Annotated in this window: 23 protein-coding genes; 11 read left to right on the top strand and 12 right to left on the bottom strand. The window is 64.5% G+C overall.

Annotation, left to right across the window (positions count from 1 at the left end):
• The first annotated feature begins 13 nt into the window (after positions 1-13).
• Genes ABT375_RS19915 through ABT375_RS19890 form a run of 6 tightly spaced genes read left to right on the top strand, consistent with a single transcriptional unit; the run spans position 14 to position 5,974 of the window.
• Positions 14-1,243 (top strand): cytochrome P450, encoded by a 1,230-nt coding sequence (locus ABT375_RS19915; RefSeq protein ID WP_416465737.1) that lies wholly within the window; start codon positions 14-16, stop codon positions 1,241-1,243.
• Positions 1,240-2,136 (top strand): helix-turn-helix transcriptional regulator, encoded by an 897-nt coding sequence (locus tag ABT375_RS19910; RefSeq protein ID WP_416465735.1) that lies wholly within the window; start codon positions 1,240-1,242, stop codon positions 2,134-2,136. The genes ABT375_RS19915 and ABT375_RS19910 overlap by 4 nt, the downstream gene beginning before the upstream one ends.
• The gene (locus ABT375_RS19905; protein WP_416465734.1) at positions 2,133-3,614 is read left to right on the top strand and encodes an aldehyde dehydrogenase family protein; all 1,482 of its coding nucleotides are present in this window, start codon (positions 2,133-2,135) and stop codon (positions 3,612-3,614) included. The genes ABT375_RS19910 and ABT375_RS19905 overlap by 4 nt, the downstream gene beginning before the upstream one ends.
• A complete protein-coding gene (locus ABT375_RS19900) occupies positions 3,611-4,033 on the top strand; it encodes a GFA family protein (RefSeq protein ID WP_416465732.1) in 423 nt (140 codons plus the stop codon). The genes ABT375_RS19905 and ABT375_RS19900 overlap by 4 nt, the downstream gene beginning before the upstream one ends.
• Positions 4,034-4,834 (top strand): SDR family NAD(P)-dependent oxidoreductase, encoded by an 801-nt coding sequence (locus ABT375_RS19895; RefSeq protein WP_416465730.1) that lies wholly within the window; start codon positions 4,034-4,036, stop codon positions 4,832-4,834.
• A 24-nt stretch (positions 4,835-4,858) separates the two neighbouring features.
• Positions 4,859-5,974, top strand: a complete 1,116-nt coding sequence (locus ABT375_RS19890) for an NAD(P)-dependent alcohol dehydrogenase (protein ID WP_416465728.1) — start codon at positions 4,859-4,861, stop codon at positions 5,972-5,974.
• 347 nt (positions 5,975-6,321) lie between these two features.
• On the opposite strand, the gene ABT375_RS19885 is transcribed toward ABT375_RS19890, so the two are convergent.
• The 6 genes from ABT375_RS19885 to ABT375_RS19860 all read right to left on the bottom strand — a co-directional run bounded on the left by ABT375_RS19885 (position 6,322) and on the right by ABT375_RS19860 (position 8,960).
• A complete protein-coding gene (locus tag ABT375_RS19885) occupies positions 6,322-7,023 on the bottom strand; it encodes a spermidine synthase (protein ID WP_416465727.1) in 702 nt (233 codons plus the stop codon).
• A gap of 25 nt (positions 7,024-7,048) precedes the next feature.
• Complete coding sequence (locus ABT375_RS19880; RefSeq protein ID WP_082679199.1) at positions 7,049-7,258, bottom strand: hypothetical protein; 210 nt, start codon at positions 7,256-7,258, stop codon at positions 7,049-7,051.
• 59 nt (positions 7,259-7,317) lie between these two features.
• A complete protein-coding gene (locus ABT375_RS19875) occupies positions 7,318-7,458 on the bottom strand; it encodes a hypothetical protein (protein WP_224546820.1) in 141 nt (46 codons plus the stop codon).
• A gap of 134 nt (positions 7,459-7,592) precedes the next feature.
• The gene (locus ABT375_RS19870; RefSeq protein ID WP_261937277.1) at positions 7,593-7,922 is read right to left on the bottom strand and encodes a DUF6481 family protein; all 330 of its coding nucleotides are present in this window, start codon (positions 7,920-7,922) and stop codon (positions 7,593-7,595) included.
• An 86-nt stretch (positions 7,923-8,008) separates the two neighbouring features.
• Entirely contained in the window at positions 8,009-8,215 is a 207-nt protein-coding gene (locus tag ABT375_RS19865; protein ID WP_129927484.1) for a cold-shock protein, read from the bottom strand.
• Between the two features lie 325 nt (positions 8,216-8,540).
• A complete protein-coding gene (locus tag ABT375_RS19860) occupies positions 8,541-8,960 on the bottom strand; it encodes a MarR family winged helix-turn-helix transcriptional regulator (protein ID WP_224546816.1) in 420 nt (139 codons plus the stop codon).
• An 84-nt stretch (positions 8,961-9,044) separates the two neighbouring features.
• Between ABT375_RS19860 and ABT375_RS19855 the strand changes: the two genes are divergently transcribed.
• Positions 9,045-9,881 (top strand): p-hydroxycinnamoyl CoA hydratase/lyase, encoded by an 837-nt coding sequence (locus ABT375_RS19855; RefSeq protein ID WP_224546814.1) that lies wholly within the window; start codon positions 9,045-9,047, stop codon positions 9,879-9,881.
• A gap of 58 nt (positions 9,882-9,939) precedes the next feature.
• On the opposite strand, the gene ABT375_RS19850 is transcribed toward ABT375_RS19855, so the two are convergent.
• The 5 genes from ABT375_RS19850 to ABT375_RS19830 all read right to left on the bottom strand — a co-directional run bounded on the left by ABT375_RS19850 (position 9,940) and on the right by ABT375_RS19830 (position 12,985).
• Positions 9,940-10,311, bottom strand: coding sequence for a PilZ domain-containing protein (locus tag ABT375_RS19850; protein ID WP_224546812.1), 372 nt, complete (start codon positions 10,309-10,311; stop codon positions 9,940-9,942).
• Positions 10,308-10,586 carry a hypothetical protein gene (locus ABT375_RS19845; protein ID WP_416465726.1) on the bottom strand — a complete coding sequence of 93 codons (279 nt, stop codon included), beginning with the start codon at positions 10,584-10,586 and terminating at the stop codon, positions 10,308-10,310. Before ABT375_RS19845 ends, ABT375_RS19850 begins: the two co-directional genes overlap by 4 nt.
• Positions 10,586-10,822: a hypothetical protein gene (locus ABT375_RS19840; RefSeq protein WP_416465724.1), complete on the bottom strand. Its 237-nt coding sequence runs from the start codon at positions 10,820-10,822 to the stop codon at positions 10,586-10,588. The genes ABT375_RS19845 and ABT375_RS19840 overlap by 1 nt, the downstream gene beginning before the upstream one ends.
• A 103-nt stretch (positions 10,823-10,925) precedes the next feature.
• Complete coding sequence (hutC, locus tag ABT375_RS19835; RefSeq protein WP_224546809.1) at positions 10,926-11,624, bottom strand: histidine utilization repressor; 699 nt, start codon at positions 11,622-11,624, stop codon at positions 10,926-10,928.
• Positions 11,621-12,985: a formimidoylglutamate deiminase gene (locus ABT375_RS19830; protein WP_416465723.1), complete on the bottom strand. Its 1,365-nt coding sequence runs from the start codon at positions 12,983-12,985 to the stop codon at positions 11,621-11,623. The genes hutC and ABT375_RS19830 overlap by 4 nt, the downstream gene beginning before the upstream one ends.
• A 73-nt stretch (positions 12,986-13,058) precedes the next feature.
• Here ABT375_RS19830 and hutI point away from each other — a divergent pair, with 73 nt between their 5' ends.
• The 4 genes from hutI to hutU are packed head-to-tail and all read left to right on the top strand — an operon-like array spanning position 13,059 to position 18,267.
• Positions 13,059-14,258 carry an imidazolonepropionase gene (gene hutI, locus ABT375_RS19825; protein ID WP_416465721.1) on the top strand — a complete coding sequence of 400 codons (1,200 nt, stop codon included), beginning with the start codon at positions 13,059-13,061 and terminating at the stop codon, positions 14,256-14,258.
• Positions 14,255-15,784: a histidine ammonia-lyase gene (hutH, locus tag ABT375_RS19820; protein ID WP_416465719.1), complete on the top strand. Its 1,530-nt coding sequence runs from the start codon at positions 14,255-14,257 to the stop codon at positions 15,782-15,784. The genes hutI and hutH overlap by 4 nt, the downstream gene beginning before the upstream one ends.
• Positions 15,781-16,587: an N-formylglutamate deformylase gene (gene hutG / locus ABT375_RS19815; protein ID WP_224546805.1), complete on the top strand. Its 807-nt coding sequence runs from the start codon at positions 15,781-15,783 to the stop codon at positions 16,585-16,587. Before hutH ends, hutG begins: the two co-directional genes overlap by 4 nt.
• A 12-nt stretch (positions 16,588-16,599) precedes the next feature.
• On the top strand, positions 16,600-18,267 hold the full coding sequence (gene hutU, locus ABT375_RS19810; RefSeq protein WP_416465717.1) for a urocanate hydratase: 1,668 nt from the start codon (positions 16,600-16,602) through the stop codon (positions 18,265-18,267).
• Between the two features lie 56 nt (positions 18,268-18,323).
• On the opposite strand, the gene ABT375_RS19805 is transcribed toward hutU, so the two are convergent.
• Positions 18,324-19,343, bottom strand: coding sequence for a LacI family DNA-binding transcriptional regulator (locus ABT375_RS19805; RefSeq protein WP_416465715.1), 1,020 nt, complete (start codon positions 19,341-19,343; stop codon positions 18,324-18,326).
• Between the last annotated feature and the right edge of the window lie 35 nt (positions 19,344-19,378).

Below are 19,378 nucleotides of genomic sequence, written 5' to 3'. Positions count from 1 at the left end.
GGAGCGCAGCACCATGACCGCCACCACTGGTCCCGATCTCAAGAACCCCGACCTCTATCTCGACCGGGCGCCGCACGAGGTGTTCGCCCGGCTCCGGCGGGACCAGCCGGTCTATTGGAACCCGGAGGCGGACGGCAGCGGTTTCTGGGCGCTGACCCGCTATGCCGATATCGTCGAGGTGTCGAAGCGGCCCGATCTCTTTTCGTCGGCCCATGACAATGGCGGGCACCGGATTTTCAACGAGAATGAGGTCGGCCTGACCGGCGCGGGAGAGACTGCGATCGGCGTGCCGTTCATCTCGCTCGATCCGCCGGTGCACACCCAATATCGCAAGTTCATCATGCCCGCCGTCGCGCCGGGGCGGCTGGCGGGCATAGAGGAACGGATCACGGCGCGATGCGCGGCGCTGCTGGACAAGATCGCACTGGATGAGTCGGTCGATCTCGTCCCGCTGCTGTCGGCGCCGCTGCCGCTGCTGACGCTGACCGAGTTGCTCGACCTGCCGCCGGACATGTGGATCAAGCTCTATCACTGGACCAATGCTTTCGTCGGCGAGGATGATCCCGAGTTCCGCCAGTCGCCGGAGGCCATGGCGGCGGTGATGGGCGAGTTCATGGCCTTTGCCCAGCAGCTCTTCACCGATCGGCGCGCGACGCCGGGGACCGACATCGCCACCCTGCTGGCCACGATGCAGGTCAATGGCGTGCCGGTGACCTTCAACGAATTTCTGGGCAATCTCATCCTGACGCTGGTCGGGGCCAATGAAACGACGCGCAATTCGCTCAGTCACTCGATCGTCGCCTTTTCCGACAATCCCGACCAGTGGGATCGCATCCGCGAGGACCGTGAGCTGTTGAAGAACGGCGTGCGCGAGATGGTCCGCTATGCCAGTCCCGTCATGCACATGCGGCGCACGGCCATGGCCGATGTGGAGATTGGCGGGCAGGCGATCCGCCGGGGGCAGAAGGTCGTGATGTGGTATATCGCCGCCAATCGCGACGAGGCGGTGTTCGCCGATCCCGACCGCTTCGACATCGGCCGGGGTAATATCCAGCATCTGGCGTTCGGCAGCGGCCAGCATGTCTGCGTCGGATCGCGCCTGGCTGAAATGCAGTTGCGGGTGGCATTCGGACTGCTGGCGGGACGAGTCCGCCGCTTCGAGGTGACCGGCCCACCGCGCCGTTTCCGCTCCAATTTCATCAATGGCCTCAAGAATCTCGATACCCGGCTGGTATCCGCATGACCGCGTGGATGCCTCCCCGCAACAAGGTGGGCACGAACGAGAGCATCATCATCGATGCGCTCGGACGGATGCCGGACATCCAGCTTGGCTCGGACGATGATGGCTGGCAATTATGTCGTTGGCGCCAGTTCGTGGGCACCTATACCCTGCCGGCGCTGCCCGATCCGGTCTTCACTGTCCATATCGCCGGCAAGCCGCAGGTGAAGACCTGGGATCGCGACGGGTGGAGCGAACTCAGTTCCATGCCCGGCTGTGCCACGATCGTTCCTTCGGGGCAGGAAACCGGTTGGCTGGTCAATGGCGAACTGGATGTCGTGACGCTCAGCGTCTCGTCCCATATCCTCAAGGTCGCACCCGTCGCAGACCAGTTCCGGCGGCTGCGCTTCGCCTTCACCGACCCGCTGGGGGTAGCGCTGACGCGGCAAGTGCTGGCGGAACTTTACGCCCCGCCATCGCCCGCGCGCGACATCTATGTCGGCGCCATGGTCAATGCATTGAAGGCGCACATGCTGCGCGGACCGATTTCGGCGAGCGGCGATGATATCCCGACCGCCGCCTTCTCCGCCTATCGCCTGCATCACGTCATGAACGCGGTCCAGCAACGGCCCCAGGCCAGTCACAGCCTGGAGGAAATGGCGGCGCAGGCCGGCATTACCCCGTCGCATTTCTGCCGCGTGTTTCGCAAAGCGGCGGGCATGTCGCCCCATCAATATGTGATGAAGACCCGGCTCGACCGGGCGCGGCAGATGCTGACCCAGTCGGACATGGGGCTGGCGACGATCGCCGAATTTCTCGGCTTCACCAACCAGAGCCATTTTACGCGCGCCTTTCGTCAATATGCCGGCGAAACCCCCAGCGACTTCCGCAAGCGCGGACGGGAGATGATGCAATGACGATGCAAGCGGGGACGATGCAGGCGGGCTTTGCCGGGCTGAACCTGCCCGACCTGCAGCTGCGGGCCGGGGACGACATACTGCCGGTAACGAGGCTGGCGGCGGATGAAGATCCCTGCACCGGTCAGGCCTTTGCCGATATTCCGGTCGCCAGCGACGCTGATGTCGATGCAATCGTCGCGGCGGCGAAGGCGGCGCTGCGCGACCCGGCCTGGCGCGATCTGGTTCCGTTGGCGCGCGAGCGGTTGCTACACCGCTTCGCCGACGCGATCGAGGCCGACATCCAGCGCCTTGCCGCTCTGGAATCGCTCGATACGGGCAAGCCGGTCGCGATCGCCGAAGCCGTCGATATTCCCGCCGCCGTGGCATGGCTGCGCACGTATGCCGGATGGCCGAGCAAACTTGCGGGCAGGGCCGGGACGCTCGCCGCGACACCGGGTGGCTATCATGTCTATACGCGACGCGAACCGATCGGCGTCGTAGCGGCGATCACGCCATGGAATTTCCCGATCGTGCTCGCCATGTGGAAAATCGCGCCGGCTTTGGCGGCGGGATGCACGCTGGTCCTGAAACCGGCGCCGGAAACGCCGCTGTCGGCGCTGCGTCTGGCCGAGATCGCCCGCGACGTGGGATTTCCGCCCGGCGTATTCTCGGTCGTCACGGGCGACGGCCGCACCGGCGCGGCGCTGGCCGGCCACCGGGATGTCGCGAAGGTCGCCTTCACCGGCTCCACCGCCACCGGGCAGGCGATCCTGGCCGCATCGGTCCCCGCCATCAAGCGGGTCACGCTGGAGCTGGGCGGCAAATCGCCCTCGATCATCTGCGCCGACGCCGACCTGTCGCTCGCCATCCCCCAGGCGGCGATGGGCTGTTTCTTCAACACGGGACAGGTCTGCTATGCGGGCACGCGGCTCTACGTTCATCGCTCCGTTTACGATCAGGCGCTCGAAGGGATTGCGCAGGTCGGCGCGGCGCAGAGGATCGGGCCGAGCGGCGATCGCGCGAGCCAGCTTGGCCCGCTCATCAGCGCCCGGCAGCATGACAAGGTCAGCGGCTTCGTCGACCGCGCCCACCGCGCCGGAATCGAACGGGTAGGGGGCGACATCGCTCTCCCCGACCAAGGGCATTATTTTGCGCCGACCGTCCTGCGCGACGTATCCCCCGATGCCGAGGCCGCCCGCGAGGAAATATTCGGCCCGGTGCTGGCCGCAACGCCGTTCGACGATCTGGATGAAGCGATCGCGCTGGCCAATGACAGCGCCTATGGCCTCGCCGCGCATGTCTGGACCCGCGACCTGGCGACCGCCCATAGCGCCGCCGCGCGGATCGAGGCGGGGACGGTCTTCATCAACTGCATCATGGTCGCCGACCCCGCCTTTCCCTTTGGCGGGTTCAAGCAATCGGGCCTTGGCCGGGAGAATGGAATGGAAGTGCTGGACGCCTATCTGGAACCCAAATCCGTGGTGGTGGCGCTATGAGCGGGCCTCTGTCCCATGGCCGCTGCCTGTGCGGCCAGGTTCGCTACAGCTTCACCGGCCCGCCACTGCTGACCGCGGTCTGCCATTGTCGTCATTGCCAGCGGCAGGGCGCCAGCGCCTTTTCGGTCGTCGTCGCGGTGCCGGCCGATGCTTTCACGCAACAGGGCGAGACGAAGGTCTTCGCCGACACCGGCGACAGCGGTCAGGCCGTCGCGCGACATTTCTGCCCCACATGCGGATCGCCGATCGCCTCGATCGCCGATGTGTTGCCGGGACTCGTGCTCATCAAGGCGGGCACGCTGGACGATTTCGACCGGCATGTCCCGGTCATGGAAGTCTATTGCGACAATCGTGTGCCATGGTTGCCGACAATGCCCGACGCGCAGCAATTCCCCGGATCGAATATCGGAGTAGAGTGAGTGAGCCAGCCCCTATTTGCCCTGGACGGCAAGATCGCCCTCGTCACCGGCGCCGCATCCGGCATAGGCCGGGGCACCGCCCAGCTGCTCCATGCGCTGGGCGCCACCCTCGTCCTGACCGATATCGACGACGCCAGCCTGGCGCAGACGGCGTCGATGCTGGGGGACGACGTGGTGACGCTGCATCATGACGTGTCGAACGAGGCCGACTGGGCGGCTGTGTTCGCGGCAGTGGAGGCGAAATATGGCCGGATCGACATATTGGTCAACAATGCCGGCATCATGATCGCCCGGCCCTTTGCCGAAGCGGGAATCGACCTGCTTCGCAAACAGCAGCGGGTCAATGTCGACAGCGTCTATCTGGGCATGCAGGGTGTGTTGCCGTTGATGCGCGCGGCCCTGACGCAAGGCGCGAGTACGACCGCGATCATCAATGTTTCGTCCATTTATGGCAAGGTCGGCGGCGCGGAATATGCGGCCTATAGCGCGACCAAGGGCGCGGTGCGCGCGCTGTCCAAGGCGGTCGCAACCGAGCTGGCGGCGACCGGCATTCGCGTCAATACCGTGTTGCCGGGGCCGGTCGCGACCAACCTCAGCGCCGACTGGGAGCCGCCGCGCGATGCGGACGGCAACCTCATCCCGCCGGAGCAGGCGCTGGCCGCCTGGTCACGGCTGATTCCGATGGGCCGGCTGGGCACGGCCGAGGACATCGCGCCGTTGATCGCATTTCTCGCCAGCGACGCGGCGGGTTTCATCACCGGATCGGAATTTATCGCCGACGGCGGCTATACGGCCGCCTGATCGCGCACGGAAAGGACAGGGCCAGTGGACATCATGGCGGCGATCGCGCGCGAAGCGCACGGGGATTTCTCGGTCGAGACGGTGCAGATCGAGACGCCCCGGCCCAATGAGGTACGGGTACGGATCGCCGGGGTCGGCTTGTGCCACACCGACCTCGTCGCGCGCGACCAGTTCATTCCGATCCCGCTGCCCGCCGTGCTTGGCCACGAGGGCGCGGGCATCGTTGAGGCGATCGGTTCTGCCGTAACGAAGGTGCAGGTCGGCGACGCCGTCGTCATCGGCTTCAGCAGTTGCGGCCATTGCGCCCGCTGCGACGAGCATCTGCCGTCCTATTGTCGCGACTTCCCCATGCTCAACTACACCGGCGCGCGTCCTGACGGCAGTTCCGGCCTCAGCCTTGGCGAGCAACGCCTGTCCGCCAGCTTCTTTGGCCAATCTTCCTTCGCCAGCCACGCCCTGGCCCATGAGCGCAATGTCGTGCGCGTCGATGCACAGGGGATTGCGCTCGAAACCCTCGGTCCGCTCGCCTGCGGCCTGCAGACGGGCGCGGGCGCCGTCATGCGATCCATGGCCTGCCCGCCGGGAAGCAGCATCGCGATCTTCGGCGGCGGTCCGGTCGGACTGGCGGCGGTGATGGCGGCCGTCATTCGCGCGTGCGCGACCATCATTCTGGTCGAGCCGATCGCGAGCCGCCGCGCCATGGCGCTGGAGCTGGGCGCGACCCATGTCATCGACCCGGCCAGCGGCCCGGCATCTGAAGACATATCCGCGGCGATCCGCGCCATCCTGCCCGACGGCGTGGACTTCGCGCTGGAAACGAGCGGGCGCGAGACGGTGGTCGAAGCCGCGCGCGCCAGTCTCGCCAGCCACGCCATGCTGGGGCTGGTCGGTGTTCCGCCCCGGCCCGAAAGCAGCATCGCCATCAACCTGGCGTCGGTCATTACCTATGGCCACAGGATCATCGGCATCGTCGAGGGCGACAGCGACCTAGACAGCTTCATTCCGGAACTGCTGGCGCTGCATCGCGCGGGTCGCTTCCCGTTCGACCGCCTGATCGCGACCTTCCCGCTGGCCGAAATCAATGCCGCTGTCGTTGCTCAACATGAGGGCGGCTGCATCAAGGCCGTCCTGCTGCCTTAAGCAGGAGACGCCCCGTCACATCGCCACCCTCGATGCGCTCAGGCACCGATGACCAGCTTGTTTCCGTCGATATTGAGGTTGAGCTGCAATTCTTGCGAATGTTCGTCCGACGTCTCGCCAAAGGTGATCGTGAAAAAGTCAATCTCCAGCGGATTATGGTCGCGTCTGGAGCGAGATGACAGGCGTCTTCCCGGCTGACGGTGGAATTGATGTCACGCCGGGATCAGAAGCGACGACTCATGGCATGGATGAACAGGGGAGGGACGAGAAGCTGCTGTGGCGCTGTGCCGCGCCATCATGGGGACTGATATGGACCAGACGAATAAACGACCATCCCGGTCGTGGCATCATTCCCGTCGGGTCGCAAACCAGATGGTGTGGGTAGCGGGCTCGCCGTCGATCACCACCGCCACATCAACCTCTTCGACATCGAAAAGGGCCTGCTCCAGCCTTATGACGAAATCGTCGTCGGGATAGGCCGACCATATGGCCAGAATGCCCCTGGGTCGCAACGCCGCATAGGCCGCACGCAACCCCCAGTTGCAATAGAGCCGTTCGTTGGCGATGTGGATCAACCCATCGGGTCCATTGTCGACATCCAGCAGGATCGCGTCATATCCGACCGTCTCCTGCACGATGGCATCATGGACGTCGCCCATCTTCAGCGACACGCGGTCATCGTTCAGATAGTCGTGGAACAGGTGGGCCAGCGGCCCTTTCGCCCATTCCACGATCGCCGGGAGGAGTTCGGACACCGTGATGGCGGCAGTCGCCGGGAGCGCTTTGAGCGCTGCCCCCAGCGTAAAGCCCATGCCCAGCCCGCCGATGAGGATGCGGCTGTCGGAATGCGCCAGCCGCTGGCATGTCAAAATGGCCAGTGCCTCTTCGGATTGCCGAACCTGATTGCCCATCAATTCCGTGTCGCGAAAGCGGATCGAATAATCGTCGCCGCGCCGCAACAGGCGCAATGTCCCGCCATCGGGAAGATCGGCCGTGTCGATCAGTTCCACCGGAACTGTCGCAACTTCAGCAGTTATGGCCAAAAACATGCCCCTTCATTGGCTTGATGCGCTGTTATTGCGTGGCATATTGTCCGGGTTGAGCCTTGAACGTGTCGCGCGCGAAATTGCGCACGGCCGCTGCCGACTTGAACACTTCATCCTGCAACTGAGATGTTACGAGCGGATAGCCCTGGGAATTATAGCGGGTTTCGCGAACAGTGAGCCGAAAATTCCCTTCCTCATCCTTGGTAATCAAAAAGGGGCGGATTTTTTCTCGGCTCATGGGTGTTCCTTATAATATTGGGAGGCCGGCAGGACATATGTCCTCCCGGCCTGCGATGTTCAGCCCAGCACGGCCGCGACGATCTGCTTCAATTCGCAGCTCGACAATATTGCTGCTGCCGGCGTGGCCGGTCGTCCGGCCGACCGGCCATAAGGCAGGCGGAGGGCCGGGCGGCCGCGGGTTTCGGGAGTAATATTCATTGTAAAATCCTGGCGGCCTGTGCCGCGTTCTGTTTGCAGGCGAAAGGCGCATGATCCTCCCGCAGGGCGCGCCGTCGGGACGTTAATCCCCGGATCGCCGCCTGACGGTGGAAATGCGCCATGCCTCTTCAAAATCAGGCCCGGTTCTTCCGGGCCAGATAGCGCGCGTCGCGCGCGGCCTTGCGTTCGGCTTCCGTCAGCACCGGCTTCTGGCGTGCGGCGCTTGCCGCCGCGGCTTCCAGGGCCAGCGCCCGCTTGGCGGCCTTTTCTTCCTTGGCCGCCAGAAGCGCTTTCTGACGCTTTTCCCGCGCAGCCGCTTCCTTTGCGAGACGCCGTTCGGCGCGTTCCGCCGCCGCGGCCTCATCGACCGGAGGCTTGTCACGCAGTTGCTCGAGAACCGCCGTTCGGGCGCGCGCCGCCGCAGCTATGCGCTCCTGAAACTGTGGTTCCTTATATCTTTTCATGCAGAGAAATATCCTGTTGTTCCAAATGCAGGCGGGAAGGGGCCAGGCGATGGAGCCGCCCGGCCAAGCCCCCCGATAAAGCCTTGTCAGGCCGCCTGGAGATTGACTGCCGACATCTTGCCGCGCTGGTCCTTTTCCAGTTCGTAGGTCACGCGCTGGTCCTTATCGAGCGTGCGCAGGCCGGCGCGTTCGACGGCGGAAATATGGACGAAAGCATCGTCGCCGCCGGTTTCCGGAGCGATGAAGCCATAGCCCTTGTCGGCATTGAAGAATTTGACGGTTCCGGTGATCATAACGAAGTCTCCTTGTCGCAAGTCCACGGGCATACGCGACAATTCGCGCATCCCGGCTTTTAGAGGCAAATATGGGGACAAAGGAGAGCCGAAGCGGCCCGATATCCGTCAAAACGCGACGTTCAGCAAAGTGGCTTTAGCACAAGTCGCTTCAATTTCAAAATCCGGCGCTGCGCAAGGGTGGAGACGATCCGGTATGCAAGCAGAAATGAGCGGCGCTGGCACGAGTCTCTTTTGTCACCAGGCGGATAGGCGATGACGCCGGGCTTGGCTTTGGGCGGCGCGTAGGGCGCCGGTCATTGTCCGTTGCCCCGCCGCAATCGGGCTACGGCGCCGTCATCCAAAGGGCATTGAGCGCCGGAACGAAATGATCCCGATGCTGCCTGGGAATGCGCGCCAACAGGTCCGCCTCGAACGCTTCGGTGATGGCCTTTGCGCGCACGAGCCGTTCCTGCCCCTCCTCGGTGAGCATGATCGCCATCGACTTGCGATCCAGCGGCCTGCGCCGGATCAGCCTCTGCGCATCCAGACGATTGAGCAGCGGCACCATGTTCGCGCGCTGAATGTCGAGGACGCGCCCGATCTCGCTCGACGTAATATCGTCCCGCCCGTCGATCAGCAGCAAAACCGACGCCTCGGACAATTTCAGGTCGATCGCCTGCAGACGCGTCGAAAGGTCGTCCATCATCACATGCGCCGCCCGACGCAGGGCGTAGCCGGGCAGATGGGCAAGAGGATCGTGCATCAAGGCTCCATTATGCTATTGTACATAGCAATTAAATTATGCTATCTATCATAGCAAGCTTTAGTCAATCCGGGAAGGAATGCCATGTCTGATCGCGCAGAAGAAGATACTGTCGGCTTCAAGGTCGAAAACCGCATCGCCACTGTGTGGTTCAACCGCCCGGAGAAGCGCAACTGCATGAGCCCCAAGCTCAACCGGCAGATGATGCGGATATTGGAAGAGCTGGAATTTCGGGACGATGTCGGAGTGCTGGTGTTGACGGGCGAAGGGACGTCCTGGTCCGCCGGCATGGACCTGAAGGAATATTTCCGGGAAAATGAGCAGCAAGGCCTGCACGCGACGCGCAAGGCGCAAAGAGAGGCCTATGGCTGGTGGGAACGGCTGCGCTGGTATCAGAAGCCGACGATCGCGATGATCAACGGCTGGTGCTTCGGCGGTGCCTATGGCCCGCTTTTTGCCTGCGACTTGGCTGTCGCGGCGGAAGATGCGCAGTTTGGCCTTTCCGAAATCAACTGGGGCATCCTGCCCGGCGGCGGCGCGAGCAAGATCATCACCGAACTGACGGGGTTCCGGCGATCGATGTATCACGCCATGATGGGCGAGAACCTGACCGGCACGCAGGCGGCGGAATGGGGCCTTGTGAACGAAGCCGTGCCGGCCGCCGCGCTTGAAGCGCGCGTGACGGAAATCGCGACCGTGTTGCTGGGCAAGAATGCGGAAGCTCTGCGCGCCACGAAATGGGCCATCCGCCGCGTGCGCGAAATGACCTACCATAATGCGGAGGATTATCTGGTGCGCGCGCAGGAAGCGGCCGGCTTTTTCGACAGCGAAGGCCGCAAGGAAGCGACCCGGCAGTTTATCGACGAAAAGACATTCAAGCCGGGGCTGGGCAGCTATGATCTGGACAAGGCGAAAAGCTGATCTGTCCTATGAAGCTGATCGGTTCCGGCCGGTCCGCTTCGGCATCCCGGACGGAATTTCAACGCCGTAATTCGGCCCCGTCCAGGCGGTCCCGCGAGAATTTCGCGATCATATCCGTCAGGCTTGGAACGCTCGTCATATTATCCTGAATGACCTGTAGCGGGTCCACCATCTGGGTGAAGCGCACGCCGCACAGGTCGTCGCGAACCCAGCTGATACGCGATGCCATGTCCAGCCCCTTGGCGCGGAGCTGCACGCGACTACCGACCTTTAATCCGCGACCTTCTTCCAGCAGGCATCCGCCCGCCGAGATATCGCCGACGATCACCATGCGCGCTTCATCGCCTTCGAGCAATTCGGCTTCGAAAGCGGTGACGAAGCGCGGATGTTGCCTCCGGTCAAATCTGAAGGCCAATTTATCGACTGTCATCGCGACATTCCTTTAGCAGCGAAAGCGTCGATTTTTCGGCGCAGTTGTTCTCGATCAGGTCGAGCATCCCCGAATCTTGTCGATATTTGTGAAAAAATGGTTAACGCGGCCACCGGCCAATTTTTGCCTAGCCATTGATTTTGCTTGAAAAAGCCGAACAGCAACCCGCGAAGGCGGTCGGCGGTCGGCTGAGTGGACAAGGAAGTAAGATCAATCGAATTGCCCCCTGTGCCGACGATCTCTGCGTCCCCTCCGAACGACAAGCCGCCCGGCATCAACCGCCATTGGATGGATGACCGCTTTGCTGCGCGCTGTTGTCGACATTCACATTGTCGGCACCGGACTGACCCGTTTCGAAAAAGCCGAACCCGACTGCCACCGCCAGAAGGATGACGATCAGCAGCAGGCTGACCGCAAGGATATTACGGGTAACCCGCGTCCGCGAGCCACTTCGCGCGTCGGTCGTCGTCACATGGGTGACGCTTTCCTCTTTGTTCCCAGTCTCATCCATCGCCTTCTCCTTTGGCGCGATAACCCGTGCCCCAGATGGCAGGTTCCCTTTCCGGCCGAATACGGCCGGTTTCCCATGCTTTGAAAGGCCGGCGCGGCGGCGATCAGGCGATGAAGCGCGCGCTCAATGCATGATCGCCCGGATAAAGCAGTCTGACATGCGTGATGCGTTCTTGGGTGCGCCATGTGGCGCGTTCGATCGACAGGCATGGCGCGCCTGGATGCAGGTCCAGATGCGCCGCCTGGGCGGCGGTCGCGGCCGTCGCCGTGATGCGATGCTGCGCGTCCGTCCAGGGAACATGGCCGAGCAGCCAGCGGCCGGGGCTTTCGCGCGTAAAGTCTATATCCGCGGCGGCAGGGACGATGACAAGGTTGATGAGTCGCTCTTCCAGCGCGAAGGGCGTTCCATCGGCGCGATGGATGCCACGCAAGGCGAGTACCGGCCCCGCCGTCATCGCCAGCAGGCGACGATCATCGCTATCGCCCTCCCGTTCGATTCGCTCCAATATTTCTATGCTATGCCTGCGCCCCCGTCGTTCGACCTCCACCGCCACGTCCGGAATCTCCAGCATCGCGCGATGCATCGTCGGTGCAGCGACAAAGCTGCCCGCGCGCTTGCGCCGGTCGATCAGGCCGCGTTCGGTCAAGGCGGATATGGCCTTGTTCACGGTCATCCGCGAACAGGCATATTCGGCCATCAATTCATGCTCCGGCGGAATGCGGTGCCCCGGCTCCCACACACCCGCCATGATCCGATTTTCTATATCCTGGCGGATGCGATCGTGCAGCGTCGCCGGCTTCATGCGAGCAGATCTGCGAGCACGCGCCGATAGCGCGCGGCAATGCGGTCGCGATGGATATGCCGGCCTTGCTCGACGACGCGGCGACCGCGCCGCCAGACGCCGTCAATCGCCGACCGACCTGCGGCGAAGATCAACCCGTCGAGGATCGCATCCCCCTGCCGCCCGGCCAGAGAAGGATGATCGCCGTCGATCGTAAGAAAATCCGCCGATGCCCCCTTCGCCAGGGCGGCCGGGGCGCCAAGCGCACGCGCCCCGCCCTGCAACGCGCCGCGAAAGAGCGCGCCGCCGGTCGATCCGCCCGCCGACGCCATGACATTACGACCGTGCGCGCCCAACCGCTGACCATATTCCAGGAGGCGCAGTTCTTCGGTCGCGTCGATCAATATGTTGGAATCCGACCCGATGCCATAACCGCCGCCGGCCGCCAGGAATCCGGCGGCCGGGAACAGGCCGTCGCCCAGATTGGCCTCGGTAATCGGGCAGAGGCCCGCCACGGCGCCGCTTGTCGCCAGCGCTTGCGTTTCCGTGTCGGTCATATGGGTCGCATGGACGAAGCACCAGCGGCTGTCGACCGCCATATTGGCCAACAGCCATTCGACCGGGCGAGCGCCGCTCCAGGCGACGCAATCCTCCACCTCCTTCACCTGCTCGGCGACATGGATATGGATCGGCCCGTCGCTCAGTGCGGCCAGCGCGCTCAGTTGTGGCGGCGTCACCGCGCGCAGGCTGTGGGGAGCGACGCCCAATATCGCATCCGGTAAAAGGGAAAGGCCGGTGCGCAGCCGGTCGAGCAACGCAGCAAAACCGCCCATGTCATGCAGGAAGCGGCGCTGTCCGTCGCCGGGCGGCAGGCCGCCGAAGCCGGCATGGGCATAGAAGACCGGCAGATGGGTGAGTGCAATGCCGCTGTCCTGCGCCGCCGCGACGATCGCGGCGCTCATGGTCGCGGGATCGGCAAAGCGGCGACCGTCACGGTCATGATGGAGATAGTGAAACTCCCCGACGCGGGTAAAGCCGCCCTCCAGCATCTCGACATAGGCGAGTGCGGCGATCGCCTGAAGCTGGTCGGGCGTCACGCGATCGACGAAGCGATACATGGTTTCGCGCCAGGTCCAGAAACTGTCGTTCGTCGATCCGCGAACCTCCGCGAGACCGGCCATGCCGCGCTGAAAGGCGTGGCTGTGCAGGTTGGGCAGGCCGGGGAGGGCGATACCGTGCCGATCGTCACCGGTCTGGGCGTGGGCGCCACATATGATCGAGGCGATCACCCCATCGCTGATGGCGATCCGCACATCATCCGCCCAGCCCTCTGGCAGCAGGGCCGTGGCGAAATGCACGAAATGGCTTGCGTTCGCATTCATCGGCTGGCCTCCGATATTATGTCTATACATTATTATTCATCGGTGCAATGCTCGGAGGGCAGGGAGATTCGACATGCAATGCGATCGACTTTGGAGGGATGCGCGGTTGGCGACGATGGCGGGCGAAGGCCTGGGCGTCATCGACGATGGCGTGATCGCCGCTGTCGACGGGCGCGTCATTCATGTCGGCTCCGCCGCCGACGCGCCCACCTTCGAAGCGGACGAGGTGATCGGCTGCGACGGGCGCTGGATAACGCCCGGCCTGATCGACTGCCACACCCATCTGGTCCATGCCGGGAATCGCGCACAGGAATTCGAACTGCGGCTGGCCGGCGCCTCCTATGAGGCGATTGCGCGGGCGGGCGGGGGCATTTTGTCGACGATGCGCGCGACGCGAGCGGCCAGCGAAGCGCAACTGGTCGGAAGCGCCATGCCCCGGCTGGATGCGCTGATCGCCGAAGGGGTGACCACGGTCGAGATCAAGTCCGGCTACGGCCTGACGTGCGACGACGAGATCAAGATGCTTCGCGCCGCCCGCGCGTTGGGCAAGGAACGGCCCGTCACCATTCACACGACCTTCCTGGGCGCGCATGCCGTCCCACCCGAATATGCAGGCGATTCCGACGGCTATATAGACCTGGTCTGCGAGGACATGCTGCCCGCCGCCGCCGGTCTGGGCCTGGTCGACGCGGTCGATGCCTTTTGCGAAGGGATCGGCTTTTCGGCCGATCAGACCGGCCGCGTATTCGGCGCCGCGCGCACGCTAGGGCTGCCGGTCAAGCTGCACGCCGAACAGCTTTCCAACCTTAACGGCGCCAGGCTGGCGGCCGAAGCAGGCGCGCTGTCGGCCGATCATCTCGAACATCTCGACACGGAAGGCGTCGCCGCCATGGCGCGGGCCGGAACGGTCGCGACCTTGTTGCCGGGCGCCTATTATTTCACGCGCGAAACCCGGTTGCCGCCGATCGAGGGACTGCGCGCCGCCGACGTGCCGATCGCGCTCGCGACCGATTGCAACCCCGGCACGTCGCCGCTGACGTCGCTGCTTCTCGTCATGAACATGGGGGCGACCCTGTTCCGCCTGACCGTCGAGGAATGCCTGCTGGGTGTCACGCGCCACGCGGCCCGCGCGCTGGGATCGAGCGACGAAACCGGCACGATCGAGGCGGGGAAGAGCTGCGACCTTGCCATCTGGGACATCGAACGTCCGGCCGAACTCGTTTATCGCATGGGGCATAATCCGCTCCATGCCCGCATCTGGAAGGGCCTATGAGCCAGATCATTCTTACCCCCGGCGAAACCAGCCTGAGCCAGTGGCGCGCCATCTACCGGGGCGCAACGCCCTATATCGATCCTGCCAGCGCGCCGGCGATCGTGGCGAGCGCGCTGGCGGTCGCGCGCATCCTGGCGCGACATCAGCCGGTCTATGGCATCAACACCGGCTTCGGCAAACTGGCGAGCGTCCGGATCGGCGACGGGGATCTGGCGACGCTCCAGCGCAATATCGTTCTCAGCCATGCGGCCGGCACGGGAGAGCCCTCGCCGGTCCCGATCATACGACTGATGATGGCGCTCAAGCTCGTCAGCCTCGCTCAGGGCGCGTCGGGCGTGAAGCCGGAAACGGTGGCGATGCTCGAAGCCCTGTTGCAGCACGGCCTGACGCCGGTCGTGCCGTCGCAGGGGTCGGTGGGCGCGAGCGGCGATCTTGCGCCGCTGGCGCATATGGCCGCGGCGATGATCGGCGTCGGCGAAATCGATATGAATGGCCAGCGCCTGCCCGCTGGCGCCGCGCTGGAGCGGGCCGGCCTGTCTCCCCTGACGCTTGGCCCGAAGGAGGGGCTGGCGCTGCTCAACGGCACTCAGTTTTCGACCGCCAACGCCCTCGCGGGCCTGTTCGAAACGGAAAATCTGTTCCAGTGCGCGCTGATCACCGGCGCACTCGCGACCGAAGCGGCGAAGGGATCGGACACGCCTTTCGATCCGCGCATTCATGCCTTGCGCCGCCAGCCGGGCCAGATCGAAACCGCCAGGGCGCTGCGGGAACTGACGGCGGGATCGGCGATCCGCGCGAGCCATCTGGAAAATGATGCGCGGGTGCAGGACCCCTATTGCCTGCGCTGCCAGCCGCAGGTGATGGGGGCGGTGCTGGACCTGATGCGCCAGGCTGCGACGACATTGGCGATCGAGGCCAATGGCGTATCCGACAATCCGTTGATCTTCCCCGACACGGACGAGGCACTCTCCGGCGGCAATTTCCATGCCGAACCGGTCGCCTTCGCCGCTGACATGCTCGCGCTCGCCATTTGCGAAATCGGGTCGATCACCGAACGGCGCATCGCGATGCTGGTCGATCCGGCCCTGTCCGGTTTGCCCGCTTTCCTGACGCCGCGGCCGGGACTCAATTCCGGTTTCATGATTCCGCAAGTGACCGCCGCGGCCCTGGTGTCCGAAAACAAGCAGCGCGCGACTCCGGCCAGCGTCGATTCCCTGCCAACCTCCGCCAATCAGGAAGACCATGTGTCGATGGCCGCGCATGGCAGCCGACGCTTGCTGGACATGACGCGCAATGCGGGCGCCGTCATCGGTATCGAATTGCTGGCGGCAGTACAGGGGTGCGATTTCCATGCGCCGCTGGCGTCCAGCCCCTCGCTGGAGCGCGCCCGCGCCCGCCTGCGCCGCGACGTGCCGATGCTGGAGGATGATCGCCATTTCCACCCGGATATGGAGGCGGCCAACGCCATCATTCGATCGGGCGCCTTGATCGCAGCGGCGGGCATAGACTTGCCGGGCCTGTCATGACCGACTGGATCGACATCATATCCGGCGATGCGCCGCTGGTGATCGGCCTGCCGCATACGGGGACCGATATTCCGGCGGAGCTGGAGAATCGTTTCGTGTCGCCCTGGCTGGCGCGCAAGGATGCCGACTGGTGGATCGACCGGCTCTACGCCTTCGCCGCCGACATGGGGGCGACGATGGTGCGGACCCGCCTGTCGCGCAGCGTGATCGACTGCAACCGCGATCCGTCCGGCCAGTCGCTCTATCCAGGACAGACGACGACAGGGCTGTGCCCGACCGAAACATTCGACGGCGAACCGCTCTATCATGTGGACCAGGAGCCGGACGAGATGGAGATTGCGCATCGGCGCACCGCCTATTTCAACCCCTATCATGCGGCCTTGTCGGCGGAACTCGATCGGCTTCACGCTCTGCATGGGAAGGTCGTGCTGTACGACGCCCATTCGATCCGCAGCCATGTACCCCGATTGTTCGACGGCCAACTGCCGCAATATAATATCGGCACGGATGGCGGCACGACCTGCGATCCCGTTCTGGAGGAGGCCGTGGTCGGCACGGTCGGGGCGATCGGGCGCAACCATGTCCTCAACGGGCGCTTCCGGGGTGGCTGGACGACGCGTCACTATGGCCGACCGGCGGAAGGCTATCATGCGATCCAGATGGAACTCGCCATGGGCGGCTATCTGGTCGAGCCGGCGCGGCCATCGCCCGGCAACTGGCCACCGCCTTTCGATCCTGCGACCCCGCTGATCGCCGACCTCAAAACCATCATCGCGGCGTGCATCGCCTTTGCCCGCGCCTGAAGGAGTATCGCCATGATCCGCCTCGACAACAGCCGCATCATCCACCCCGCCACCGGCACCGCATTGTCCGCCAAAAGCTGGCTGACCGAAGCGCCGCTGCGCATGTTGATGAACAACCTGCACCCCGACGTCGCCGAACGGCCGGAGGAACTGGTCGTCTATGGCGGCATCGGCCGTGCCGCGCGCGACTGGGAGAGTTACGACAAGATCGTGGAAGCGCTGCGCGGACTTGAGGACGACCAGACCCTGCTGGTGCAATCGGGCAAGCCGGTCGGCGTCTTTCGCACGCACGCCGATGCCCCCCGTGTGTTGATCGCCAACAGCAATCTGGTGCCAAAATGGGCGAATTGGGAGCATTTCAACGAACTAGATCGCAAGGGGCTGGCCATGTACGGCCAGATGACGGCGGGTAGCTGGATCTATATCGGCACCCAGGGCATTGTGCAGGGCACCTATGAAACCTTCGTCGAGATGGGCCGCCAGCATTATGGCGGCGATCTGTCGGGCCGCTGGTTGCTGACGGCGGGCCTGGGCGGCATGGGCGGGGCACAGCCGCTCGCCGCGGTGATGGCGGGGGCCTCCTGCCTGGCGATCGAATGCCAGCCCAGCCGGATCGAGATGCGCCTGCGCACCGGCTATCTCGATCGTGCGGCGGACACGATCGACGAGGCGATGGCGATCATCGAGCAAGCCAATGCCGCAAAGACGCCCGTTTCGGTCGGCCTGCTCGGCAATGCCGCCGACCTCCTGCCCGAAATCTACCGCCGCGGCATCCGGCCCGATCTGCTGACCGACCAGACGTCGGCCCATGATCCGGTCAACGGCTATCTGCCCTCCGGCTGGACAGTCGCGCAATGGATCGAACAGCGCGAACGCGCGCCTGAAACCGTCGCGGCGGCAGCCAAGGCGTCGATGGCCATCCACGTCCAGGCGATGCTCGATTTCCAGGCGGCAGGCGTACCGACCGTCGATTATGGCAACAACATCCGGCAGGTGGCGAAGGATGAGGGCGTAGCGAACGCCTTCGACTTTCCCGGCTTCGTCCCCGCCTATATTCGCCCGCTCTTCTGCCGCGGAATCGGCCCGTTCCGCTGGGCGGCGCTGTCGGGCGACCCCGAAGATATTTATCGCACCGACGCCAAGGTGAAGGAACTGCTGCCCGACAACGCGCCACTCCACCGCTGGCTCGACATGGCGCGGGAGAAAATCCGGTTCCAGGGCCTGCCGGCGCGCATCTGTTGGGTGGGCCTTGGCGACCGCCACCGGCTGGGACTGGCCTTCAACGAGATGGTGGCGACAGGCGAACTGAAGGCCCCGGTGGTGATCGGCCGGGATCATCTGGATAGCGGATCGGTCGCCAGCCCCAATCGCGAGACGGAAGCCATGCGCGACGGATCGGATGCGGTATCCGACTGGCCGTTGCTCAATGCGCTGCTCAACACCGCCAGCGGCGCGACATGGGTGTCCCTGCATCATGGCGGCGGGGTCGGCATGGGCTATTCACAACATAGCGGCATGGTGATCGTCGCGGACGGCAGCGAAGCGGCGGCGCGGCGGCTGGAGCGGGTGCTTTGGAACGACCCGGCGACGGGCGTCATGCGCCATGCCGACGCGGGCTATGACATCGCCCTGAGATGCGCGCGCGAAAAGGGCCTCGACCTGCCGGGCATATTGGACTGAACCGGGCGGCGATCGCAACGGGCAGGCAGCGGGCGTCTATCCCTCGATGATCGCGGTCATCGCGGACGGATCGTCCGGCTGCTGCCACGGACCACCAGTCCACCATCGACCACCACATCCTCATGCCGATCGGGATCGTCGCGGAGGGCCAGGATCAGCCGCAACACTTCGTCGACCATGCGCTGCGCAGGCTGGGCATAGCTGGTGAGGGAAAAAGCCGGCCATGCGGCCATCGGCACATCGTCATAGCCCACGATCGAGATTTCCCTGCCGACATCCAGCCCAAATTCATGCCGCGCGACATTGATCGCGGCGATCGCCATATTGTCATTGGCGCAGAAGATGGCGTCGGGCCGATCCTGGCCGGCCAGCAATTGGCGCGTTGCAGCGGTGGCGACCTCGGTCCGATAGTCGCCGGCTGCGCGAAGGGGCGCAGTTGCGCCCTGTTCGGCAAGATAGCCGAAAAAGGCCTTTTCGCGTTGCATGTTGGTGGATGAACCATCCGCGCCGGCGATGAAGGCCATGCGGCGGTGGTCGCCCGCCAGCAGATGGGCCGCAATGGTGCGTGCGCCGATGCCATTGTCGCCGATCACGCTGGAGGCGGCATGGTCCTGCGTCGTGCGATTGTAGAGGACCACGGGCACTTGCGCCTTGCGACATTCTTCCGCCAGGCCAGACGACAGGCCGACGGACAGCAGCACCAGTGCATCGAGGCGATAATGCAGGATTTCGTTGATGGACGGCTCGCCGCCGCCGTGGGCCTCGGCCGGGAAGAGCAGCAGCCTAAGCCCGGCCTCATCGAGCGTTCGCGACAATAGCTGCAACGTCTCCACGAAGAAGGGGTTGGACAGATCGCCGACGCCCACGCCCACGATGTTGGAGCGGCCGCTGATCAGCGAGCGCGCGAGCAGGTTCGGGCGATAGCCGAGCCGCGTTGCGGCGTCCATGATGCGCGCGCGCGTGTCGGGGGCCACGCTGGCGCCGGGCGTAAAGGCGCGCGACACCGCGGACTGGGACACCCCGGCCGCGCGGGCGACGTCATGGGCGGTGATGAAGGAGCGGTCGCTGATGGTCACGGCCCTTCTTCGCAAGAGTTGCAGGAATGAGCAAC

Origin of the sequence: Sphingomonas sp. VDB2 (genome assembly GCF_047946695.1) — a bacterium.
GTDB classification, from domain to species: Bacteria; Pseudomonadota; Alphaproteobacteria; order Sphingomonadales; family Sphingomonadaceae; genus Sphingobium; species Sphingobium bisphenolicum.
Note: the sequence above shows the minus strand (reverse complement) of the source record. Positions and strands in the feature narration are given on the sequence as shown.

What these genes read in the sequence shown, in the direction of transcription:
- ABT375_RS19910 (WP_416465735.1), top strand. Translation starts at nt 1,240, where the DNA reads ATGACCGCGTGGATGCCTCCCCGCAACAAGGTGGGCACGAACGAGAGC.
- hutG (WP_224546805.1), top strand. Translation starts at nt 15,781, where the DNA reads ATGACCGACTGGATCGACATCATATCCGGCGATGCGCCGCTGGTGATC.
- ABT375_RS19860 (WP_224546816.1), bottom strand. Translation starts at nt 8,960, where the DNA reads ATGCACGATCCTCTTGCCCATCTGCCCGGCTACGCCCTGCGTCGGGCG.
- ABT375_RS19845 (WP_416465726.1), bottom strand. Translation starts at nt 10,586, where the DNA reads ATGCCGGGCGGCTTGTCGTTCGGAGGGGACGCAGAGATCGTCGGCACA.
- ABT375_RS19855 (WP_224546814.1), top strand. Translation starts at nt 9,045, where the DNA reads ATGTCTGATCGCGCAGAAGAAGATACTGTCGGCTTCAAGGTCGAAAAC.
- hutC (WP_224546809.1), bottom strand. Translation starts at nt 11,624, where the DNA reads ATGAAGCCGGCGACGCTGCACGATCGCATCCGCCAGGATATAGAAAAT.
- ABT375_RS19875 (WP_224546820.1), bottom strand. Translation starts at nt 7,458, where the DNA reads ATGAATATTACTCCCGAAACCCGCGGCCGCCCGGCCCTCCGCCTGCCT.
- ABT375_RS19915 (WP_416465737.1), top strand. Translation starts at nt 14, where the DNA reads ATGACCGCCACCACTGGTCCCGATCTCAAGAACCCCGACCTCTATCTC.
- ABT375_RS19850 (WP_224546812.1), bottom strand. Translation starts at nt 10,311, where the DNA reads ATGACAGTCGATAAATTGGCCTTCAGATTTGACCGGAGGCAACATCCG.
- hutI (WP_416465721.1), top strand. Translation starts at nt 13,059, where the DNA reads ATGCAATGCGATCGACTTTGGAGGGATGCGCGGTTGGCGACGATGGCG.
- ABT375_RS19840 (WP_416465724.1), bottom strand. Translation starts at nt 10,822, where the DNA reads ATGGATGAGACTGGGAACAAAGAGGAAAGCGTCACCCATGTGACGACG.
- ABT375_RS19865 (WP_129927484.1), bottom strand. Translation starts at nt 8,215, where the DNA reads ATGATCACCGGAACCGTCAAATTCTTCAATGCCGACAAGGGCTATGGC.
- hutU (WP_416465717.1), top strand. Translation starts at nt 16,600, where the DNA reads ATGATCCGCCTCGACAACAGCCGCATCATCCACCCCGCCACCGGCACC.
- ABT375_RS19880 (WP_082679199.1), bottom strand. Translation starts at nt 7,258, where the DNA reads ATGAGCCGAGAAAAAATCCGCCCCTTTTTGATTACCAAGGATGAGGAA.
- hutH (WP_416465719.1), top strand. Translation starts at nt 14,255, where the DNA reads ATGAGCCAGATCATTCTTACCCCCGGCGAAACCAGCCTGAGCCAGTGG.
- ABT375_RS19870 (WP_261937277.1), bottom strand. Translation starts at nt 7,922, where the DNA reads ATGAAAAGATATAAGGAACCACAGTTTCAGGAGCGCATAGCTGCGGCG.
- ABT375_RS19905 (WP_416465734.1), top strand. Translation starts at nt 2,133, where the DNA reads ATGACGATGCAAGCGGGGACGATGCAGGCGGGCTTTGCCGGGCTGAAC.
- ABT375_RS19885 (WP_416465727.1), bottom strand. Translation starts at nt 7,023, where the DNA reads ATGTTTTTGGCCATAACTGCTGAAGTTGCGACAGTTCCGGTGGAACTG.
- ABT375_RS19900 (WP_416465732.1), top strand. Translation starts at nt 3,611, where the DNA reads ATGAGCGGGCCTCTGTCCCATGGCCGCTGCCTGTGCGGCCAGGTTCGC.
- ABT375_RS19830 (WP_416465723.1), bottom strand. Translation starts at nt 12,985, where the DNA reads ATGAATGCGAACGCAAGCCATTTCGTGCATTTCGCCACGGCCCTGCTG.